The sequence below is a fragment of the Telluria aromaticivorans genome (assembly GCF_013003915.1).
Classification (GTDB): Bacteria; Pseudomonadota; Gammaproteobacteria; order Burkholderiales; family Burkholderiaceae_D; genus Telluria; species Telluria aromaticivorans.
Genome location: NZ_JABAIV010000008.1, coordinates 191,278 through 212,812, shown reverse-complemented (window position 1 = coordinate 212,812; position 21,535 = coordinate 191,278). Strand labels below are relative to the sequence as shown.

Below are 21,535 nucleotides of genomic sequence, written 5' to 3'. Positions count from 1 at the left end.
TTGCGGTGCTAGAATCGATGATCATGGCATGCCTGGCCGCAGCGCCTCATTTCGGAGAGTAGTTTGGAAGAACGTATCGCGCAAGACAGCACTCCCATTTTCCAGCGCATCAAGGATTTCCTGGTGGGCGAGATCGCGGCCGCGCGCTGGAAAGAAGGCGACCTGGTGCCCTCCGAGCAGGCGCTGGTGCGCCAGTTCGGGGTCTCGCGCATGACCGTCAACCGCGCGGTGCGCGAGCTCACTGCCGAGGGTGTGCTGACGCGGCGCCAGGGGTCGGGCACGTATGTGGCCCCACAAAAATACCAGGCCACGCTGGTCGAGATCCGCAACATCGCCGACGAGATTCGTTCGCGCGGGCGCGCCCACCGCAGCCACCTGCGCCTGCTGCGCGAGGAAACCTGCGACGACGCGCTGTCCGCCGAGTTCGAGCTGGCCCCAGGTACCCGGCTCTACCACTCGATCATCGTCCACTTCGAGAACGACGTGCCGATCCAGGTGGAAGACCGCTGGGTCAACCCGGCCTGCGCGCCAAGCTACCTGGAACAGGATTTCAGCACCATCACGCCGAACGAACACCTGATGGTGGCCGCGCCGCTGCAGGGCGCCACCTACGGCATCGAAGCCCAGCCGGCGCCCGGCGTGATCGCCGCCATGCTGACCATCGAGGCCGGCCTGCCCTGCCTGGTGCTGCACCGCCGCACCACTTCCGGCGGACGGGTGGCCTCGGTGGCGACGATGTGGCACCCGGGCCACCTGGCGCGTTTCACCGGCAGCGTTTGAGCGCCGGCTGCGCGACTTTCGAGCAACTCTCGCGCAACACTAGTTGTTCAATAATTCCACGGGAGTGGAAAACTTCGCCATAATGGTTGCGGTCCATCCCATCGTTCTTTTCCACTCATGATGCCAGCCCTTTCGTCCTCGCTGCACGCTGCCGCGCCCCAGCGCGTGCTGCTGCTCGACGACGACCGCTTCATGCTGGCGGTGCTGCGCGACATGCTGGACGGCTTCGGTCCCTTCGACGTGCACGTCGAGTTCGATGCGCGCAGTGCGCTGGCCGAGCTGCCGCGCCATGCGCCAGACCTCGTGATCTGCGACCTGGCAATGCCCGACATGGATGGCATCGAATTCCTGCAGGCCGCGGCCGGCCAGGGATACAACGGCCGGGTGATCGTGGTGTCTGCGCTGGAAGACGGCGTGCGCGACGCGGCCACCGGCCTGGCGCGCGCCCTCGGGCTTCAGGTGACGGGCGCCTTCCGCAAGCCGGTCGCTGCCGAGGAGCTGCGCCGTGCGGTGCAATGTTAAGATTTTGTACAAACCTGCCCACACTTTTTAAAAAAATGGGGTATTATTCGGCACATCCCCGCCTGACACCCCCTTGCCGTCCTTCCATATTGAATTGTGCACACAGTGCCTCCACCATTGTGTAGCGGTTAGTCATTCAGTGGCAATGCGCGATAAGCGATGCACGGAAGGCGGCCGGGACGACGCAGGATCGGCATTGGCCGCCAGGCGTTAATTGATCCTTACCTCTTTTGAGGAACCTATGAGCGAAAACATTAAACACATCAGCGATGCAAACTTCGATACCGAAGTGCTCAAGTCCGAGCTTCCGGTTTTGGTAGACTTCTGGGCCGAGTGGTGCGGTCCGTGCAAGATGATTGCACCTATCCTGGAAGAAATCGCAAAAGAATACGAAGGCAAGCTGATCATCGCTAAAGTGGATGTCGACGCGAACCAGGCAGTACCGGCCAAGTTCGGCATCCGCGGCATCCCGACCCTGATCCTGTTCAAGAACGGTGTCGCGGCTGCCCAAAAAGTTGGCGCAATGGCCAAGGGTCAATTGACCCAGTTTATCGACAGCAACATCTGATACCATAAAGTTTGTGAAAAAACCTTCAGGGCAAGGCGCATCGCCGCTGCGGCGGACCGCGAAGCCAGTACGCTAGTACGGCGAGACGAATGCAACGCAGCCATGGAGGAATTTTTTACAAGCTCTTAGCGACGGCAGCGCGCCCGCGTTGCCGTCATCGTCGGGAAGCCTCGGCTCCGTTGCTTCCCAACTGACGCAGTTTAACGAACCCACGTCGTTCCCTCCCCTACCTTTACTTTCCCGTCACGGGACACCCACACAAACATGCATTTATCTGAACTGAAGGCAATGCACGTCTCCGCGCTGCTGGAGATGGCTATCGGCCTCGACATCGACAACGCAGCACGCCTGCGCAAACAGGAACTGATGTTCGCGATCCTGAAGAAGCGCGCCAAGAGCGGCGAACAGATTTTCGGCGATGGCGCCCTCGAAGTGCTGCCGGACGGCTTCGGCTTCCTGCGCTCGCCCGACGCCAGCTACATGGCCTCGACCGACGACATCTACATCTCGCCGTCGCAGATCCGCCGGTTCAACTTGCATACGGGTGACTCGATCGAAGGTGAAGTGCGTACGCCGAAAGACGGCGAGCGCTACTTCGCGCTGGTCAAGGTGGACAAGGTCAACGGCGAATCGCCGGAAGCTTCGAAGCACCGCATCCTGTTCGAAAACCTGACGCCGCTGCACCCGAACGAGCCGCTGCGCCTCGAGCGCGACATGAACGGCCAGGAAAATATCACCGGCCGCATCATCGACCTGATTTCGCCGATCGGCAAGGGCCAGCGCGGCCTGCTGGTGGCTTCGCCAAAGTCGGGCAAGTCGGTCATCCTGCAGCATATCGCCCACGCGATTACCGCCAACCATCCCGACTGCACCCTGATCGTGCTGCTGATCGATGAGCGTCCGGAAGAAGTGACCGAGATGCAGCGTTCGGTGCGCGGCGAAGTCGTCGCATCGACCTTCGACGAACCGGCCACCCGCCACGTGCAGGTTGCCGAGATGGTGCTGGAAAAAGCCAAGCGCCTGGTCGAGATGAAGAAAGACGTGATCATCCTGCTCGATTCGATCACCCGCCTGGCGCGCGCCTACAACACCGTGATCCCGGCTTCGGGCAAGGTGCTGACCGGTGGTGTCGACGCCAACGCGCTGCAGCGTCCGAAACGCTTCTTCGGCGCCGCCCGTAACGTCGAAGAAGGCGGCTCGCTGACCATCATCGCGACCGCCCTGATCGAAACCGGCTCGCGCATGGACGACGTGATCTACGAAGAATTCAAGGGTACCGGCAACATGGAAGTGCACCTCGAGCGCCGCCTGGCCGAGAAGCGCGTCTACCCGGCGATCAACCTGAACAAGTCGGGTACCCGCCGCGAAGAACTTCTGATCAAGCCGGATCAGCTGCAAAAAATCTGGATCCTGCGCAAGCTGCTGTACTCGATGGACGAGATCGAAGCGATGGAGTTCATCCTCGACAAGATGCGCGCGACCAAGAACAATGTCGAATTCTTTGACATGATGCGCCGCGGCGGCTAAGAGCCGACGCAGCATCGCGCGAGAGGCGGCCTTCGGGCCGCTTTTTTATTGGAACGTGGGATGAATGCGATACGGGCCGGGCGGCAAACTTGGATCCCGGCCTGCGCCGGGATGACCTGGCTTCGGTTCCGTAGGGTGGGCGGCTCCACCCGATGGCGTGATTCATCGCACACTTCGGCGCCGCTCGCGCGTTCAACCATCCTGCGCACAGCCGCGCCGCCCAGCCGTTCGTTGAACGGGCGGGCGGCATCGGGGCCGCCGAAATTCCGACACACGGGCAGAGCCGCCCACCCCACGAGTTGCCTTGGCAGCGCAACCGTTTTATAATCGTGGGTTCAGCAGTATTCAACCCCTGGCAAGTGATCGGCAATCGGGTCAAGAAGCAGGACGACCGACGAAGTGCAGTTTGGCTACCAACTCTTAGAAGGCAATACCATGAAGACCGATATCCACCCAAATTACCGTGAAGTTGTGTTCCACGACCTGTCGTGCGACTTCAAGTTCGTGACCCGTTCGACCATCAACACCCGCGAAACGATCCAGCACGAAGGTAAAGAATACCCGCTGATCAAGATCGAAGTCTCGGCTGAATCGCACCCGTTCTTCACCGGCAAGCACAAGATCGTCGACACCGCTGGCCGCGTCGAGAAGTTCCGCCAGAAGTTCGGTGCTGTCGGTTCGAAGACCGCCGTCGCCAACGGCTAATTCGCCCAAGCACGACATGCACACCCGGGCCGCTGCGCCCGGCGTTGCCAGAGAAGAAGCCGGTTCACCGGCTTCTTTTTTTTCGCGGCTATACTACGCGACTATTCTCATCCTGCAACTGACTACCCGATGAAACCCGTCCGCCTTCCCGCCGCCGCTACGCTAGCGCTGCCCCGCTGGGCCCTGCTCGCGCTGGGCATGCTGTACATCCTGCCGGGCCTGATCGGCCGCGACCCGTGGAAGGAAGACGCAGGCCCCTTCGGCATCATGTGGACGATGGCGCATGGCGGCTTGCACGACTGGCTCTACCCCAACATCGCCGGCCTCGCGGCCACCCAGGAAGGCCCGCTGGCCTTCTGGCTCGGCGCGCTGTGCATCAAGCTGTTCGGCTGGATCCTGGGCGACGTGCTGGCCGCGCGGGTCTCGACCATCGGCATTTTTGTTACCGGCGCCATGTCGCTCTGGTACACCGCATTCCACCTCGGCCGCCGCGCCGAGGCCCAGCCGCTGCGCCTGGCCTTCGGCGGCCAGCCCGAGCCGGACGACTACGGCCGCACCCTGGGCGATACCGCCGTCCTGATCTATCTCGGCTGCCTTGGCCTGCTGGTGCAGAGCCACCTGACGTTGTCCGCCACCCTGCAGGGTGCCCTGCTCGCCTTTTTCCTGTACCGCGCGGTGCGCTATGTCGAGAGCGCCACTACCCGCAATGCCGTACTGGTCGGCCTGTCGCTGGGCGCGCTGGCGCTCACGCGCGGCATCATGCCGCCGGTGGTGCTGGTGCTGGCCCTGTTCGCCTGCACCCGCTACCTCAAGCTGCAAACCGCAGCCACCCTGCGCCACCTGGGGCTGGCGGCAGGTGTCGGATTTCTTATCACCCTGGCCTGGATCCTGCCCGCCACGCTGGTCCAGCCCTTCGGCCTGTCGCCGGTGGGCGACTGGCTGGCCTGGAACGCGGCCCAGGTCGCCCTGCCGGGCTTGACCTCGCTGAAGGGATTCTTCCGCATCGGCGTGTGGTTCTTCTGGCCGGCCTGGCCGTTCGCCCTGTGGGCGATCTGGGCCTGGCGCCGCCAGCAGCACCTGCTGCACATCGTGATGCCGGTGATGTTCTTCGTGGCGCTGGCGCTGCTGATGCTGTGCGACCCGGAACCGGAAAACGGCGACTTCCTCAAGATGCTCGCGCCGCTGGCGCTGATGGCCGCTTTTGGTTTGCCGACCATGAAGCGCGGCACCATCAATGCAATCGACTGGTTCTCGGTGATGGTGCTGACCATCCTCGGCGCGCTGATCTGGCTGTTCTGGATCGCCAAGCTCACCGGCTGGCCGGCCCAGCTGGCCAAGAATGCACTCAAGCTGGTGCCCGGCTTCAAGCCGGAAGTCGGCATCATCGCCTTCCTGGTGGCGGCCGCAGCCAGCATCGGCTGGATCATGCTGGTCCACTGGCGCCTGTCGCGCCAGCCTTCCGTGCTGTGGCGCGCAGTGGTGCTGTCGTCGAGCGGCCTGATCCTGGTGTGGGTGCTCCTGATGACCCTGTTCCTGCCGGACCTGAACTACAGCAAGAGCTACGCCGGCGTGGCCCAGCAGATCGCGGCGCGCCTCCCGGCCGACGCCGGCTGCATCGACACCAATGTCGGCCCGGCCCAGCGCGCCTCGTTCGCCTTCTTCGGCCGCCTGCCCTTCGCCGGCCTGGCCGGTGGCGATTGCAACTACGTGCTGCTCCAGGACAGCATCCGGAACCGCGACGACAATGACCTGGCGCGCCGCTACGGCGTGCGCGGCGCCACCGTACTGTGGGAGGGCCGGCGCGCCTCCGATCGCGACGAACGCTTCCGCCTGTTCCGCCGCAGCCGCTGAGTTTTCCTCCGTTTGACAAGCTGCCCGCCGCCAGGCCGGCGGCTTTTGCTTTTCTGGCACGATTCCTGCATGGTTTATCCAGCAGTGCGCGGCACCCCAGTCCGATGTGAGAACCTATGCCTAATGGCAGTGCGTTTGCGGAGCGTCAATCGCTCCCCCGGGTTGGTGGTAAGAATAAAGCAGGTCGCTTTTTCCATGCGGCCCCAACCAGTCAAGCAGCGCTGCGAGGAGATACTCATGAATAGCGTTACTTTTTCCGAAATCGTCCGGATCCACGAACGGCCCTTTTTCCTTGGCCGGCGCGGTACCTGGCGACAGCTGCTGCCCTGGGCCCTGACCCTGGCGCTTGGCCTGCCACTGCTGGTGCTGGTGCTGCACTTCATCGATCCGGAGACCCCGCTGTCCTTCATCGTGCTGCCGGCGCTGGCTGGCGGGCTCATGCCAGTTGCCATGATGGGACCGGGCCGCTTCGAGATGAACACCCGTTTCGACGCCCGCCACATGATCAGCACCCTCGACGAAGCGCTGACCTCGCTGGGCTACCGCCGCACAGCGTCCGAGACTGACCACATCAGCTATTTCCGCCCGCGTCCCTGGCTGCGCGGCCGCGAAGGGGCCATCGAGGTTGCCGTCACGCCGAATGCCTTGCAGGTGGTTGGCCCCGTCGGCAGCCTGCGCCTGTTGCAGCAACGGATTGCCCACTGAGGCTGGGTCTCCTATCCCAGATCGGGCCCGGAGCGCGGCGGTACTGGTCAGCGGGGCAAACGGTGTGCTAAGATGCGCCGCTGCTCTTGGGCCTCTGTGGCGGAATTGGTAGACGCACTTGACTCAAAATCAAGCGCCGTAAGGCGTGCCGGTTCGATTCCGGCCGGAGGCACCACCCCAAGCAGCAAGTACGATCCCGCAGTCCCCAGTTCTCCTGCTTTCCCGTCGTGAGCGCCCTCCCGGGCTGCAAGCTTTCCCGACAATGTTCTGAATTTCCCGACTGCTCTGCATCGCCGCATCCTCCAACGGCAGGCATGTCATGTCCGCGAACATGCATTCCCGATCCATCCCTGATTTCAGATGAGTACGTCGGTCGTGTCTCGCGTTTGCGCCGGGCATTGGCCTATTTCGTCGATAAACTTTACACTAGAAGCGAGAACAACACTGGCGAATCCTTAAGTTCCTGAAAGTGCGGCGGGAGAGATTGTTCGAACCTGAATTACATAACAATTAGTTCCATTCCATCTTATACCATCCGTATCATGCTCAATAAAATCCTGCTCGCACTCGGCGCCGCCCATGTACTGCGCCGCCGTGGCGGCAAGCGCTGCGCTTGAGGCAGAAGCGTCCCGATAAAGGACGCAGGCATGACGAAAAAGGGTGACGCATGCGTCACCCTTTTTTCATCAGCGCCGACCTCATCAGCGCCGGCGCGCAGCCGGCACCCAGTTTTCGTAGCGGCGCTCGATGCGGCGCCCGGTGCCATCCTGTGCAATCTGGTCGAACGCCTTGTTCAGCCGCCCGACCACGTCGTTCGGCACGGCCCGGTTGCAGGCCAGGTAAACGCCGATTTCATTGAACACCAGCAGCGGCACGAGCTGTTTGTCGTAGCCATAGCGCGCCAGCACCGTGCTGCCGCTGCGCAGGCTGGCAGCCCACAGGTCGATGCGGCCCAACATCAGCTTTTGCGGATTGGACAGGTCGTTGGACGTGGGATCGGTAGTGAAGCCGCGCTCCCGCAGGTAAGCATCGCGCGCATCCCCGTTATACGTGCCAATGCGCAGGCCACGCGCATCCTCGAGATTACGCAGCTGCAGCTTGCGGTCCGCGCGCCCGATCAGCACCCATTGGGCGATGTCGGTTGGGCCCACCCATTTGAACAGCCGCTCCCGGTCCGGCGTGCGGGTGGTGGAATAGACGCAGCCATTCGGCCGCTCGAGTGCCGCTTTGTAAGCACGCTTCCAGGGCAGCATGTCGATGGTATAGGCAACCCCGGCGCGGTCCATCGCTTCGCGCACCTTGTCGGTGGCAATGCCGACCACCCGTCCCCCGTCGAGCATGGCCGACGGCGCGGACAGTTCGGTCGTGATGTACAAGCGAGCCGGTGCGGCCGACACCACAGCCGGCGCAGCACAGGCCACAGGGATCGCTCCCGCGACAAATGCGACAAACGCAACGAATCGGTTGGACAACATACGGACGACCCCGGACAACGCTTGCGCGTCGATAAATACAGCATATCAGGACAGCGTGAATTTCCACACTGCATGTGACAAGAGGTGGTGTCGACGCTACACAAGACTTGCGAAACCCGCATGATTCCTGCGTTCAACGAGACATTTCTCTACGGAAATGCGATACTGCTGAGACACTTTCGGGCCCCCTCATGCCCAAATTACGCAAAAAAGCCACCCATGCTGCAATTATTTTCAGTACCGGATGACCCGTCGCTGCTCAGTTTTGGCGTCCACGAATCGAGTTTCGTGCTGTTGTCGGTCCTGATCGCGATCTTCTCGTCGTGGATGGGCCTGCAGATCGCCGGCCAGGCCGCCGCCAGCCGAACCCACCGCGCCATCGTGCTCGGCAGTGGCAGCCTGGCGCTGGGCGCAGGCGTCTGGGCGATGCACTTCATCGGCATGCTGGCCTTTAACCTGTGCACGCCGATCACTTATGATCCATTGATCACCATCCTGTCGGCCCTGCCGAGCATCGGCGCCTCGGCGGTGGCCCTGTCGCTGATCTCGCGCCAGCGCCTGGGCCGCATGGGCCTCTTGATCGGTGGTGTCGTGGTCGGCGCCGGCATCGGCGCCATGCACTATGCCGGCATGGCCGGCATGCGCATGAGCCTCGAGCTGCGCTATGACCCGGCCATGTTCGCGCTGTCGATCGTGGTCGCGGTGGTGCTGGCCACGGTGGCGCTGGGCGTGCGCTCGGGCCTGTCGCGCTTCCAGTCGCTGTCCGAATCGCGCCGCCTGCTGCTGGCCGCCATCGTCATGGGCTGCGCTATCGCCGGCATGCACTACACCGGCATGGCGGCCGCACGTTTCGTCGGCCAGGTGGCGCCCGGCGGCGTCGGTTCGTCGAACAGCTCCTTCCTGGCGCTGGCGATCTCGCTCACCACCGTCATCTTCACCGGCCTGGTGCTGGCCGCGAACGGCCTGCTGCGCTACCGCCAGATGTTCCTCGAACTGCAGCGCAGCGAAGCCTGGATGCGCGCCCTCCTGACCACCACGGTCGACGGCGTGATCACGATCGGGCGCGACGGCATCGTCACCGAATTCAACACCTCGGCCGAACGCATCTTCGGCTGGCGGCGCGACGAGATCGTCGGCCGCAGCGTCAGCCTCCTGATCGCCGACGAAGACACGTCCGCGCGCGACGGACTGCTGGGCTTCCTGCGCAACGGCCATTCGGCCGCCCTGTCGGAAGGCAGCGAAGTACTGGGCCGGCGCAAGGACGGCAGCCTGGTGCCGGTGCGCCGCGCGATCGGCCATGCACGCCTCGACAAGCAAGATCTGTACGTCTGCTTCATCACCGACATCAGCGAACGCCGCGCCATCATGCAGGCGCTGCACGCCAGCGAGCAGCAGTTCCGCTCCCTGATCGGCAACATCCCCGGCATCTCCTTCCGCAGTGCCATCGACGGCGACTGGCCCATGGTCTTCATCAGCGATGCGGTCGAACGCGTCACTGGCTATCCGGCGCTTGATTTCACCGGCACGCCGCCGCGCCGCACCTTCGGCACCATGATCCATGCGGCCGACCGCGTGCGCGTGGCGGCCGAAGTGGAAGTCGCGCTGCAGGAAGAGCGCCCCTACCTGGTCGAATACCGCCTGCTGCATGCCGATGGCGGCGTGCGCTGGTTGTGGGAAAACGGCAGCGGCGTGCGCAACGATGCGGGCGAACTGTCCTGGCTGGACGGCGTCATTCTCGATATCACGGAGCGCCGCCTGATGGAAGAAGCGCTGCGCGAAGCCAAGGAAAAGGCCGAGCAGGCCGCGGCCGCACGCGCCTCCTTCGTGGCCAACATGAGCCACGAGATCCGCACCCCGATGAATTCGATCCTGGGCTTCACCGACGTGCTGCTCGACGGTGAGCTGAACAAGGACCAGCGCCGCCACCTCGACACCATCCGCAGCGCCGGCCGTGCCCTGCTGCGCCTGCTCAACGAGATCCTCGACACCGCCAAGCTGGAAAAAGGCGCGGTGGAGCTCGAGCAGAACGACTACAACCTGCTGTCGCTGATCGACGAACTGTCCTCGACCCTGGCCGCGAACGCGCGCGCCAAGGGCCTGCACCTCGATATCCAGTATGATCCGGCGCTGCCGACCGGCCTGCGCGGCGACGAGCTGCGCGTGCGCCAGGTGCTGACCAACCTGATCGACAACGCGATCAAGTTCACCCCGTCCGGGACCGTCACCCTGCGTGTGACGGCCGATGGCGACCAGCTGTGCATCGCCGTCATCGACACCGGCATTGGCATCGCGCCGGACCGCCTGCAGGCGATCTTCGACCCGTTCACCCAGGCCGACGCCTCGATGACGCGCCGCTTCGGCGGCACCGGCCTGGGCACCACGATCTGCAAGCAGCTCGTCGAGCTGATGGGCGGCCGGATCTGGGCCGAAAGCGAACCCGGAAAAGGCACCACCTTCCATGTGCGCCTGCCGCTGGTGCTGGCGCGCTTCGCCCAGCAGGCGCCGCGCGTGCGCAGCGCCGCCGTGCTGCCGCCGTTGCGCGTGCTCGCTGCCGACGACGTGCCGCAGAACCTGGAACTGCTGCAGCTGCTGGTATCGCGCCGCGGCCATACGCTGACGGCCGTGTCGGACGGCGCCGCCGTGGTGGAACAGGCCGCGCGCGGCGAGTTCGACCTGATCCTGATGGACTTCCAGATGCCGGTGCTCGATGGCCTCTCCGCCACCCGGGCCATCCGCGCCCACGAAGCCGCCACGGGCAGCGCGCGCGTGCCGGTGATCGCGATGACCGCCAGCGTGCTGGCCGAGCACCGTCGCGCCAGTGTCGAAGTCGGCATGGACGGTTTCGCCAGCAAGCCGGTCGACTGGTTCACCCTGTCGCACGAGATCGCACGCGTGCTCGGCCTGTCGCAGGCCAACCCCGACAAGGACACCGACGGCATCCCGGGTCCGGCGCGCGAAGTGCTGAACCGCCGCGTCGGCCTGCGCCGCTGGGCCGACAAGGAAGACGTCTACGCCGAGGCGCTGGACCACTTCGGCCGCCAGTACGCCGACCTCGCCACCACGCTGCAGATGCATGCGGCCGGCGGCGCCCACCTGGAACTGCGCATGCTGGCGCACAAGGTACGCGGCGTGGCCGCCAACGTCGGCCTGGAACAGCTGTCGGATGCGCTCTCGAAGCTCGAGCAGGCGACCAACACGGTGCCGACCGACGAGCGCGCAGCCGCCGGCGCACTGGAGACCTCGACAGCGGCCCTCGGCGAAGCGCTGGCCGCGATCCGTGCCGGCAGCGCCCAGCCGGAGCCGGCGCCTGACGCCGCCGCCGGTTTCGACCTGCTGCGCGCGCGCCGCGCCGGCGGCGTGCTGCTGCAGTCGCTGCGCCGCGGCGCCCTCGACGATGCCGCGCTGGCCGGACTGGCCGCCTCGCTGGCCGGCCACCCGGCCGCGCCGCGCGTGGCCCAGGTCCAGGGCGCGATCGGCGATTTCGAATTCGACCTCGCCCTGGAACAGCTCGAGGCCGTGATGGCCACGCTGGGCGAATAAGACCCCATCACTACGCACACGCACGACAGGACGCACGCGCATGACCCAACCCAACAACCGGCCGCTGATCCTTGCGGTCGATGACGAGGCCAGCAACCTCCAGTTGCTGCGCCAGATCCTGCAAGACCACTACCGCCTGCTGTTCGCCAAGGACGGCGCACGCGCGCTCGAACTGGTGCGCCAGGAAAACCCGGACCTGATCCTGCTGGACGTGATGATGCCGGGGATGTCGGGCTACGAAGTCTGCGCCGCGCTCAAGGCAAATCCGGCGACGGCGTCGATCCCGGTGATCTTCGTGACCGCGCTGACCGATACCGCCGACGAGCTGGAAGGCTTCAACGCGGGCGCGGTGGACTACATCACCAAGCCGGTCAGCCCGCCGATCGTGCGCGCCCGCGTGCGCACCCACCTGTCGCTGGTGCGCATGGAAGAACTGCGCGCGACCCGCCTCGAGATCGTCCAGCGCCTGGGCCTCGCGGCCGAGTACAAGGACAACGAGACCGGCCTGCACGTGATCCGCATGAGCCACTTCTCGCGCATCCTCGGCATCGCCGCCGGCCTCTCCGAGGCCGAAGCCGACGACCTGCTGCACGCCGCGCCGATGCACGACGTCGGCAAGATCGGCATCCCCGACCGCATTCTGCAGAAACCCGGACCGTTGGATGCGGACGAATGGAAGATCATGCAGAGCCACGTGACGATCGGCGCCGAGATCATCGGCGAGCACGAGGGCGGCATGCTGGCGCTGGCAGGCCAGATCGCCCTGACCCACCACGAGAAATACGACGGCAGCGGTTATCCGCACGGCCTGCGCGGCGACGAGATCCCGCTGGTCGGGCGCATCGTGGCCATCGCCGACGTGTTCGACGCCCTGACATCGAAGCGGCCGTACAAGAAGGCCTGGACTGAAGAAGACGCGCTGGCCTTCCTGCGCGAGCAGCGCGGACGCCATTTCGATCCGGCGCTGGTTGATTTGTTCCTGGAACAGATCGATGCGGTGCGCACCGTCCAACAACGTTGGGCCGAAGCGTAGGGTGGGCGGGTCCCCCGCCCGCGCGTTCAACTAACGGTTGATTCATCGCACACCGTAACCTGGGCACCGGCTCTACCATGCGCCGATGCCCCACTACCGCCGCGCCCTGACCGGCACTACCTTCTTCTTCACGGTCGTCACCCACCGCCGACGCCCCATCCTGTGCGACGACGCGGTCCGCAACGCACTGCGTGACGCCATCGCACAGGTCCGTCGCCGCCTGCCATTCAACACCGACGCCATGGTGCTGATGCCGGATTACCTGCACTGCATCTGGACTCTGCCCGACGGAGACAGCAACTTCTCCTCGCGCTGGGCGCAGATCAAACACCACGTCTCCTACGTTTGCCGCGACCTGTATCCCACGGTGCGGTCGAAGTCACAGCATCGCCGGGGGTCAGGGGCCTTTTGGCAGCGCCGCTTCTGGGAACACCAGATTCGGGATGAGCACGATATGGAACGGCATCTGGATTACATCCATTTCAATCCGGTAAAGCATGGGTTGGTCACGACGGCATCAGCGTGGCCGTATTCGACGTTCGGACGCTATGTGCGTGACGGTGTGTATTCGGCGGATTGGGGTGGGAGTCCGGCGTGTGACGGGATGGAGTTCGAATAGCGTCGCGGTGACGCACCCGATCGTTGAACGCGCGGGCGGGAAGACCCGCCCACCCTACGGTGTCGGCGGTAACCCGGCCAGACCGACACTTCCCCCCGCACTGGCAGTCGCCTTGCGCGCCACCAGTTCCTGGTACAGCGCCGTGTAATTCGCCGCCATCTGCTCGGACGTGAACAGCTCGTGGTAGCGGGCCTCGGCCTGGGCGCCCATGCGGCGCGCCAGGTCGGGGTTGCCCCACAGCGTGCGCAGTGCGCCGCGCAGGGCCTGCGGATCGGACGGCGGCACCGCCAGGCCGGTCTCGCCGCCGATGTTGATATAGGTGGTGCCGGTGCCGATCTCGCAGGAGATCATGGCCTTGCCGTACATTGCGCCCTCGAGCAGCGAAATGCCGAAGGCTTCCGAGCGCAGGTGCGAGGGGAAGGCCAGCGCATAGCAGAGCGTGAGCAGCGCCGCCTTGTCGGCTTCGTCGAGGGCGCCGGTGAACACCACGTTGGTCAAGCCCAGGCGCCCTGCCTGCTCCTTCAGCGCCTGCTCTTCCGGACCGGTGCCGACGATCACGATCGGATAGTCGAGCCCTTGCGCCGCCTCGAGCAGGATGTGCAGGCCCTTGTAGTAGCGCAGCACGCCCACGAACAGGAAGAACTTCGGCCCGATCCGCGCGCGCCAGTGCGCCAGGCGGCAGGGGTCGGCGGCCGGATAGGTGGTCTTGTCCAGGCCGTAGGTGATCACGCGCGTCTTGTCGCTGTAGCGCGCCAGCACCGGCGACGAGGCCAGGTAGTTCGGCGAGGCCGCGACGATGCTGTCGACGCTGCGCAGGAAACGGTGCTTGAGCGGCTGGTACAGACGCAGCAGGTGCTTCTGGCGAACGATGTCGGAGTGGTAGCTGACCACGGTCGGCTTCTTCACGCGCGACACGAAGTGCGCCATGTCCATGAAGGGCCAGGGGAAGTGGTAGTGCACGACGTCGGCCTCATTGGCCATGCGCGCCAGCGCGCCCAGGGCTTGCATCGAGCAGGCATTCGAGGCGATCTCGAAATTCAGCGGCACGCGGTGCACGGTGTGGCCGTCGAACTGGAACGGCACCAGGTCTTTCTGGCGCGACAGCGACAGCACGGTATTGGTCACGCCCAGGCGCGTCGTGCCGACGCACAGCTGGCGGATCACCTGTTCGATGCCGCCGACCGAGTCCGGATAGTACGTCTTGTAGAAATGAAGGACACGCATGTTGGGAGCTTACTGCGAAAGGACGGTTTGGTACACCTCGGCGGTTTGCCGTGCGGTGGCGTGCCAGGTGAGTTGTTCGGCGCGGGCGCGGCCGGCGGCGATGCAGCGCGCGCGTTCCATGCCATCGTTCGCCAGGGTCTGCATGGCGGCGGCCAGTTCGCCCGCGTCCAGCGGGTTGACGTCGAGGGCGGCGCCTTGGGTGACTTCCGGCAGCGAGCTGGCATTCGAGGCCACCACCGGCACGTGCGAGGCAAACGCCTCCACCACCGGGATGCCGAAGCCTTCGTACAGCGACGGGAAGGCGAACACGCCGGCGCCCAGGAACAGGTGGCGCAGCTGCGCCGGGTCGGTCACCTTGTCGAGCCAGACGATGTTCTCGCCATCGGCGCGCGCGCCTTCCAGGCGGGCCACCAGTTCCTCGCAGCGCCAGCCGCGCGCGCCCACCACCACCAGCGCACGCTCGTCGCGCAGCGCTTTCGGCAGCATCAGGTAGGCGTCCAGCAGGCGGCCGACGTTCTTGCGCGGCTGCAGGGTGCCGACGGTGAGGAAGTAGCCCGAGGTGAGCTTGTAACTGGCCAGGGTCGCGGCCACGGCTGCGTCATCCGCCGGCTCGAGCCATTCGTCGTCGACGCCGCAATACACCACCGAGACCCTGTGCGGGTTCACGCCGAAGCACTCCACCAGTTCGTCGATCGCGAAATGCGAGAGCGCGATCACGTGGTCGGCCTTGGCGGCGGCCTTGCGCTGCAGCCAGTTTTTCATGCTGCGCAGGCGCGGGTTGCACCATTCGGGATACTTGATCGGCAGCGCGTCGTGCAGCGTCGCCACCACCGGGCAGTCCATGCGCACGATGCGGTAGTCGGTGACGTGGAACAGGTCGGCCGGCATGTGGACGCGGTGGGCGCCGGGCGTGGCCAGGTCGACCAGGGAAGCGGCTTCGAAGGATTGCGGCAGCGGCTGGCCGACGCTGATGCCGGCGCTCCCGCCGCGGATGCGCGGCCACGAATACGGCAGGACGGTGCAGCCGGTGCGTGGGAGGTGGCGCATCAGGGCGCGGGTATACACCCCGATGCCATCGAGGCGGCCGCCGGTCAGGCCCGGTTCGATCATGGTCGTCCCGAGTCCGACGGTGAGACCGCCGCCACTCACGCCAGGTACATCCAGCGCAGCGTCTCGGACAGCGGCGTCGGTTCGAGCTGGCCGATGACGGCGGTCAGCTTGCTATTGCTGCCGGCCAGCGTAAGCACATCGTTGGCGCGGACGAAAGCCGGGTTGACGTGCACGTCGATGTGGTAGCCGGCGATCTCGCTCATCATGTCGATCAGGTTGGCCAGCGAGTGCGAGCTGCCCGAACAGACGTTGAAGGCTTCGCCGGCCGGGGCCACGGCCAGCAGGCGGCGGTAGGCACGCGAGACCATGCGCACGTCGGAGAAGTCGCGCGCAATCGCCAGGTTGCCCAGTTCGATGCGGCGCTCGCTGCGGCGGAAATGCGAGACGATCTTCGGCAGCAGGAAGTTCTCGGCCTGGCCCACGCCGGTGTAGTTGAACGGGCGCGCGATGGTGATCGGCAGCTTGTCCATCCACAGGCGCGCCATGTATTCCATGGCCAGCTTGCTGACGGCGTAGTCGTTGGCCGGGGAAGGCAGGACGTTTTCGTCGATCAGGGGGACGTTGGCGTTGCCGTAAATGTTGGCCGACGAGGCCAGCAGCACGCTGGTGGGACGGTGCTGCCCGGCAGCGAGCGCCTCCAGCAAATTGCGCGTGCCGACCACGTTGACGCGGTAGATCAGTTCGGAATTGGTATGCGCCACGAAGGCGATGCCGGCCAGGTGGGCGACGACGTCTGGCTGGACTTCGTCGACCATTCTGGCCACGGCCTCGCGGTCGCACAGGTCGAGCGCATGGATGTCGGGGCCGAGCTCTTCGCCCGGCATGACGGTGCCATAGACACGGTAGCCGGCAGCGGTCAGCTCCTGCGCCAGGTAGTAGCCGGTGAAGCCGCGCAGGCCCGTGATGAGCGCGCGGCGCCCCTCGCCTTCCCTCCCGCCGATGAATGCCGGGATGTCACCTGTGGCCATGCGCTCCATATCAGAACGAGAAGCCGATTTCGTTGCGACGCAGGTCGGCGTCGACCATCATCTGGCACAGCTCTTCCAGCGTGGTCTTCGGCTCCCAGCCAAGCACGCTTTTCGCCTTGGCCGGGTCGCCGATCAGGAGCTCGACTTCGGCCGGACGGTAGAACTTCGGCGACACGCGCACCAGCGCCTTGCCGGTGCGGGCGCAGTGGCCGGTTTCGTCTTCGCCCTGGCCCTTGAATTCGAGGTCGATGTTGGCGCCCTTGAAAGCCATGGTGACGAAATCGCGCACGGTCTCGGTGCGGTTGGTCGCCAGCACGAAGGTATCCGGCTGGTCGGCCTGCAGGATGCGCCACATGCCTTCGACGTATTCCTTGGCATAGCCCCAGTCGCGCTTGGCGTCGAGGTTGCCCAGTTCGAGCACGTCGAGCTTGTTCAGGACGATCTTGGCCACCGAATCGGTGATCTTGCGGGTGACGAACTCACGGCCGCGCAGCGGCGATTCGTGGTTGAACAGGATGCCCGAGGAACCGAAGATGTCGTAGGACTCGCGGTAGTTGATGGTCATCCAGTGCGCGTACAGCTTGGCGACACCATAGGGACTACGCGGGTAGAACGGGGTGTCCTCGACCTGCGGGACGGCCTGCACCTTGCCGAACATCTCGGAGGTGGACGCCTGGTAGAAGCGGATCTTCGGGTTGACGATGCGGATGGCTTCCAGCAGGTTGACCGCGCCGATGCCGGTGATCGAGGCGGTGGCCACCGGCTGCTCGAAGGACACGCCCACAAAACTTTGCGCCGCGAGGTTGTAGACCTCGTGCGGCTGCGCCTTGTCGACCAGGCGGATGCTCGAGGACAGGTCGGTCAGGTCGTATTCGACCAGCGACAAATTCGGATGCTTCTCGATACCAAGTTCTTCGATACGCCAGAAGTTGACGGAGCTGGAGCGCCGGTAGGTGCCGGTCACGTGGTAACCTTTTTCCAGGAGGATTTGCGCGAGATACGCGCCATCCTGGCCGGTAATGCCAGTGATCAGGGCTCTTTTTGTTGTTTGCATGTTCTTGGATTCTAGAAGATGGTCTCGCAGGCCGCCAGACAATGACGAGCCGGGATTGTAACAGAGAGGGGAAACTCACACCCTTGCACGATAGAAAGTCGTGCAAGAAAAGCAACGGATATCCAGCCATTATGCCTCGAAACAGCTGGGGTTCGTCGCCCGCTTACGGTTTGTTACCGTTGTATTTGCGCGAAGACAAATGGTGAAATTTTCCGACATTCCGGCCTGACGCACCCCATGACGGCTGCGCCAGTTCGTGGCGCCGGGACCACGCCCGGCGCCTGCTGCGTGCTTGGTGAAGCGCTGCTTAACGCTGCGACACCGCGTCGACCACGCACAGCGCTGTCATGTTGACGATGCGGCGCACCGTCGCCGACGGGGTCAGGATATGCACCGGACGCGCGCAGCCCAGCAGCACCGGACCGACGGCGATGCCGTTGCCGGCAGCCGTCTTGAGCAGGTTGTACGAGATGTTGGCGGCGTCGATGTTCGGCATCACCAGCATGTTGGCGTCGCCCTTGAGCGTCGACTGCGGCATGATCTTGGCGCGCATCTTCGAATCGAGCGCCGCATCGCCATGCATCTCGCCGTCGACTTCCAGGCCAGGGGCCTTTTGCTGCACCAGCGCCAACGCGGCGCGCATCTTGACCGCCGACTCGCTGTTCGAGGTGCCGAAGTTGGAGTGCGACAGCAGCGCCACGCGCGGGGTGATGCCGAAACGCTCCAGCTCCTCGGCCGCCATGATGGTCATCTCGGCGATTTCCTCGGCGTTCGGGTTGTCGTTGACGTGGGTGTCGAGGATCGCCAGCTGGCGCTCCGGCGTGATGATGATGTTCATCGCGGCGTACACGTTGGCGCCCGCGCGCCGGCCCAGCACCTTGTCGATGAACTCCAGGTGGGTCCAGGTGGTGCCGTAGGTGCCGCAGATCATGCCGTCGGCGTCGCCCTTGTGGATCATCATGGCGCCGATCAGGGTATGGCGGCGGCGCATCGCCAGCTTGGCCATGTCCACGGTCACGCCCTTGCGCATCACCATCTGGTGGTAGGTCTGCCAGTAGTCGCGGTAACGCTCGTCGAAGTCGGGGTTGATGACGTCGTAATGCTCGCCCTGCTTCAGGCGCAGGCCGAATTTCTCGATGCGCTTTTCCAGCACCGCCGGGCGGCCGACCAGGATCGGGCGCGCGAGCTTTTCGTCGACCACCACCTGCACCGCGCGCAGCACGCGTTCTTCTTCGCCTTCGGCGTAGACGATGCGCTTGGTCTCCGCCTGCGCCGCCTTGGCCATCGAGAACAGCGGCTTCATGAAGGTGCCGCTGCGGTAGACGAACTGCTGCAGGGTCTCGGCGTAGGCTTCCATGTCGGCGATCGGGCGCGTTGCCACGCCGCCTTCCTGCGCCGCCCTGGCCACCGCCGGGGCGATATGCGTCAGCAGGCGCGGGTCGAAGGGCATCGGGATCAGGTATTCCGGGCCGAAGGACAGGTTGGTGATGCCATAGGCCGAGGCCACGATGTCCGACTGCTCGGCGTGGGCCAGGTCGGCGATCGCATGCACCACCGCGATTTCCATTTCGCGGGTGATGGTCGTGGCGCCGCAATCGAGGGCGCCGCGGAACATGTACGGGAAGCAGAGCACGTTGTTGACCTGGTTCGGGTAGTCCGAACGGCCGGTGGCGATGATCGCATCGCTGCGCACGGCCTTGACGTCTTCCGGCAGGATTTCCGGGTTCGGGTTGGCCAGCGCCAGGATCAGCGGGTTCGGCGCCATCGAGGCGACCATGTCCTGCTTCAGGACGCCGCCGGCCGACAGGCCGAGGAAGATGTCTGCGCCGGGGATCACCTCGGCCAGCGAACGGTGCGGCGTCTCTTGCGCGAAGCGTTCCTTGTCCGGGTCCATCAGTTCCGCGCGGCCCTTGTAGACCACGCCGGCCAGGTCGGTAACAAAAATGTTCTCGATCGGGAAGCCGAGGTCGACGATCAGGTCGAGGCAGGCCAAGGCGGCCGCGCCGGCGCCGGAAACCACCAGCTTGCAGTTTTTCAGGTCTTTGTTGACGACCTTCAGGCCGTTCAGGATGGCCGCGCCGACGATGATCGCGGTGCCGTGCTGGTCATCGTGGAAGACCGGGATCTTCATGCGCTCGCGCAGCTGGCGCTCGATGTAGAAGCACTCCGGCGCCTTGATGTCTTCGAGGTTGATGCCCCCAAAAGTCGGTTCGAGCGAGGCGATGATGTCGACCAGCTTGTCCGGGTCGTTCTCGTTGATCTCGATGTCGAAGACGTCGATGCCCGCGAACTTCTTGAACAGCACGCCCTTGCCTTCCATGACCGGCTTCGAGGCCAGCGGGCCGATATTGCCCAGGCCAAGGACGGCGGTGCCGTTGGTGATCACCGCAACGAGGTTGCCGCGCGCCGTGTACTTGAACGAATTGGCCGGGTCCTTGACGATCTCTTCGCACGGCGCGGCCACGCCGGGCGAATAGGCCAGGGCGAGGTCGCGCTGGTTCAGCAGGCCCTTGGTCGGGGTAACGCTGATCTTGCCGGGGCGAGGAATCTGGTGGTACTCGAGCGCTGCAGCACGCAGTTGTTGACGCAATTCTTCTTTTTTGTCCGATGACGAATCCATGCTGGGCAGCCTTCCTGATACTAGAGGGGAACCTCCAATTTTATCAGACGAGCACTTGTCAAAGGCTACGTATTTTCAACAAGCTAAGAGGCTGATCTATAAGCTTGTCAAATATATAATATTGATCTAGTTGCTGAGCTAATAGTGCGATCACCTGGGCGCGTTTGCCCATATCCATAATGTTATCGCTAGCCAAGGCTTTCGGCGCAGCGGTGGCTGCCGGTACAATCCGACCATGCTTTCCGAATTCGACCTCATCAAGCAGTTTTTCAAGCGCGACCGTCCCGGCCGGGCCACCCTGGGCATCGGCGACGACTGCGCCCTGCTCACGCCTGTCCCCGGCCGCCAGCTCGCGATCTCGAGCGACATGCTGGTCGAGGACCGCCATTTCTTCGCCGGCGCCGACCCGTTCATGCTCGGTCATAAAAGCCTGGCGGTGAATTTGTCGGACCTGGCGGCGATGGGTGCGCGGCCTAGCGCCTTCACGCTGGCGCTGGCGCTGCCCGCCGCCGACCCGGTGTGGCTGGAGGGCTTTTCGCGCGGGCTGTTCGCCCTCAGCGATGCGCATGGGTGCGAACTGGTGGGCGGCGATACCACCAAGGGGCCGCTCACCATCTGCATCACCGTGGTCGGCGATCTGGCGCCGGGGCATGCGTTGCGGCGCGATGCGGCGCAAGTGGGCGACGACATCTGGATTTCGGGGACGCTGGGCGATGCGCGCCTGGCCCTGGCCGGGTCGTGGCAGGAAGTGACGCTGGATCCTGCAGACCACGCGCAGGCGGCACAGCGCATGCACATGCCGTCACCGCGGGTGGCGCTCGGGCTGGCGCTGGCCGCGCAGCCGGTTGCGCATGCGGCGCTCGACATCTCGGACGGGCTGGTGGGGGACCTCGGGCATATCCTGGCCGCCTCGCGGGTCGGTGCGACGCTCGACGTCGATGCGCTGCCGGCCGGGCCGGTGCTGGCGCGGCAGGAGCTGGCACTGCGCCGGCGGTTCACGCTGGCGGGCGGGGATGATTATGAGTTGTGCTTTACGGCGCCGGTGGGCAATCGCGCGGCGGTGCTGGAGGCGGGGCGTGCGAGTGGGACGGCGGTGACGCGGGTTGGGAGGATTGAGGCGGAAGCGGGGTTACGGCTGGTTGATGCAGATGGGACGCCGCTCCACTTAGAACTGAGCGGGTGGGATCACTTCAGCTGACCGCGTGGGCGGGTTTCCCGCCCACGCGGTCAGTCA

17 protein-coding genes and 1 tRNA gene are annotated in these 21,535 nt (G+C 64.8%); 12 read left to right on the top strand and 6 right to left on the bottom strand.

All coding sequences use genetic code 11. The features are described 5' to 3' along the window. Positions 1-63: 63 nt before the first annotated feature. The 8 genes from hutC (at position 64) to HGB41_RS19870 (ending at position 6,833) form a co-directional block, all read left to right on the top strand. Positions 64-780 (top strand): histidine utilization transcriptional repressor HutC, encoded by a 717-nt coding sequence (gene hutC / locus HGB41_RS19905; protein ID WP_171087698.1) that lies wholly within the window; start codon positions 64-66, stop codon positions 778-780. A gap of 117 nt (positions 781-897) precedes the next feature. Then, positions 898-1,302, top strand: a complete 405-nt coding sequence (locus HGB41_RS19900) for a response regulator (protein ID WP_229423129.1) — start codon at positions 898-900, stop codon at positions 1,300-1,302. Between the two features lie 241 nt (positions 1,303-1,543). After that, the gene (gene trxA / locus HGB41_RS19895) at positions 1,544-1,870 is read left to right on the top strand and encodes a thioredoxin TrxA (protein ID WP_171087765.1); all 327 of its coding nucleotides are present in this window, start codon (positions 1,544-1,546) and stop codon (positions 1,868-1,870) included. 264 nt (positions 1,871-2,134) lie between these two features. Continuing rightward, a complete protein-coding gene (gene rho, locus HGB41_RS19890; RefSeq protein ID WP_171087695.1) occupies positions 2,135-3,397 on the top strand; it encodes a transcription termination factor Rho in 1,263 nt (420 codons plus the stop codon). A gap of 435 nt (positions 3,398-3,832) precedes the next feature. Beyond that, positions 3,833-4,102: a type B 50S ribosomal protein L31 gene (locus HGB41_RS19885; protein WP_171087693.1), complete on the top strand. Its 270-nt coding sequence runs from the start codon at positions 3,833-3,835 to the stop codon at positions 4,100-4,102. A gap of 129 nt (positions 4,103-4,231) precedes the next feature. Next, complete coding sequence (locus tag HGB41_RS19880) at positions 4,232-5,953, top strand: ArnT family glycosyltransferase (protein ID WP_171087691.1); 1,722 nt, start codon at positions 4,232-4,234, stop codon at positions 5,951-5,953. Between the two features lie 237 nt (positions 5,954-6,190). After that, the gene (locus HGB41_RS19875) at positions 6,191-6,658 is read left to right on the top strand and encodes a hypothetical protein (RefSeq protein WP_171087690.1); all 468 of its coding nucleotides are present in this window, start codon (positions 6,191-6,193) and stop codon (positions 6,656-6,658) included. 90 nt (positions 6,659-6,748) lie between these two features. Next, positions 6,749-6,833 (top strand) — tRNA-Leu (locus HGB41_RS19870). Positions 6,834-7,359: 526 nt separating this feature from the next. Here HGB41_RS19870 and HGB41_RS19865 read toward each other — a convergent pair. Then, the gene (locus tag HGB41_RS19865; protein ID WP_229423128.1) at positions 7,360-8,034 is read right to left on the bottom strand and encodes a substrate-binding periplasmic protein; all 675 of its coding nucleotides are present in this window, start codon (positions 8,032-8,034) and stop codon (positions 7,360-7,362) included. A gap of 318 nt (positions 8,035-8,352) precedes the next feature. On the opposite strand from HGB41_RS19865, the gene HGB41_RS19860 reads away from it, so the two are divergent. The 3 genes from HGB41_RS19860 to HGB41_RS19850 all read left to right on the top strand — a co-directional run bounded on the left by HGB41_RS19860 (position 8,353) and on the right by HGB41_RS19850 (position 13,325). After that, positions 8,353-11,673, top strand: coding sequence for an MHYT domain-containing protein (locus HGB41_RS19860; RefSeq protein ID WP_171087686.1), 3,321 nt, complete (start codon positions 8,353-8,355; stop codon positions 11,671-11,673). Between the two features lie 40 nt (positions 11,674-11,713). Beyond that, complete coding sequence (locus HGB41_RS19855; protein ID WP_171087684.1) at positions 11,714-12,706, top strand: response regulator; 993 nt, start codon at positions 11,714-11,716, stop codon at positions 12,704-12,706. Positions 12,707-12,791: 85 nt separating this feature from the next. Continuing rightward, positions 12,792-13,325 carry an REP-associated tyrosine transposase gene (locus tag HGB41_RS19850; RefSeq protein ID WP_171087682.1) on the top strand — a complete coding sequence of 178 codons (534 nt, stop codon included), beginning with the start codon at positions 12,792-12,794 and terminating at the stop codon, positions 13,323-13,325. A 54-nt stretch (positions 13,326-13,379) separates the two neighbouring features. Here the strand turns inward: HGB41_RS19850 and HGB41_RS19845 are convergent, their stop codons facing one another. From HGB41_RS19845 to HGB41_RS19825, 5 genes are all read right to left on the bottom strand, one after another. After that, positions 13,380-14,549: a glycosyltransferase family 4 protein gene (locus HGB41_RS19845; protein WP_171087681.1), complete on the bottom strand. Its 1,170-nt coding sequence runs from the start codon at positions 14,547-14,549 to the stop codon at positions 13,380-13,382. Positions 14,550-14,558: 9 nt separating this feature from the next. Further along, complete coding sequence (locus HGB41_RS19840) at positions 14,559-15,659, bottom strand: glycosyltransferase family 4 protein (protein WP_171087679.1); 1,101 nt, start codon at positions 15,657-15,659, stop codon at positions 14,559-14,561. A gap of 35 nt (positions 15,660-15,694) precedes the next feature. After that, positions 15,695-16,627 carry a GDP-mannose 4,6-dehydratase gene (locus HGB41_RS19835; protein ID WP_229423127.1) on the bottom strand — a complete coding sequence of 311 codons (933 nt, stop codon included), beginning with the start codon at positions 16,625-16,627 and terminating at the stop codon, positions 15,695-15,697. A gap of 10 nt (positions 16,628-16,637) precedes the next feature. Further along, positions 16,638-17,681: a GDP-mannose 4,6-dehydratase gene (gmd, locus tag HGB41_RS19830; RefSeq protein ID WP_171087674.1), complete on the bottom strand. Its 1,044-nt coding sequence runs from the start codon at positions 17,679-17,681 to the stop codon at positions 16,638-16,640. Between the two features lie 307 nt (positions 17,682-17,988). Next, positions 17,989-20,301: an NADP-dependent malic enzyme gene (locus tag HGB41_RS19825; RefSeq protein ID WP_308788944.1), complete on the bottom strand. Its 2,313-nt coding sequence runs from the start codon at positions 20,299-20,301 to the stop codon at positions 17,989-17,991. Between the two features lie 235 nt (positions 20,302-20,536). Here HGB41_RS19825 and thiL point away from each other — a divergent pair, with 235 nt between their 5' ends. Then, a complete protein-coding gene (gene thiL, locus HGB41_RS19820; RefSeq protein WP_171087672.1) occupies positions 20,537-21,499 on the top strand; it encodes a thiamine-phosphate kinase in 963 nt (320 codons plus the stop codon). Positions 21,500-21,535 lie beyond the last annotated feature (36 nt).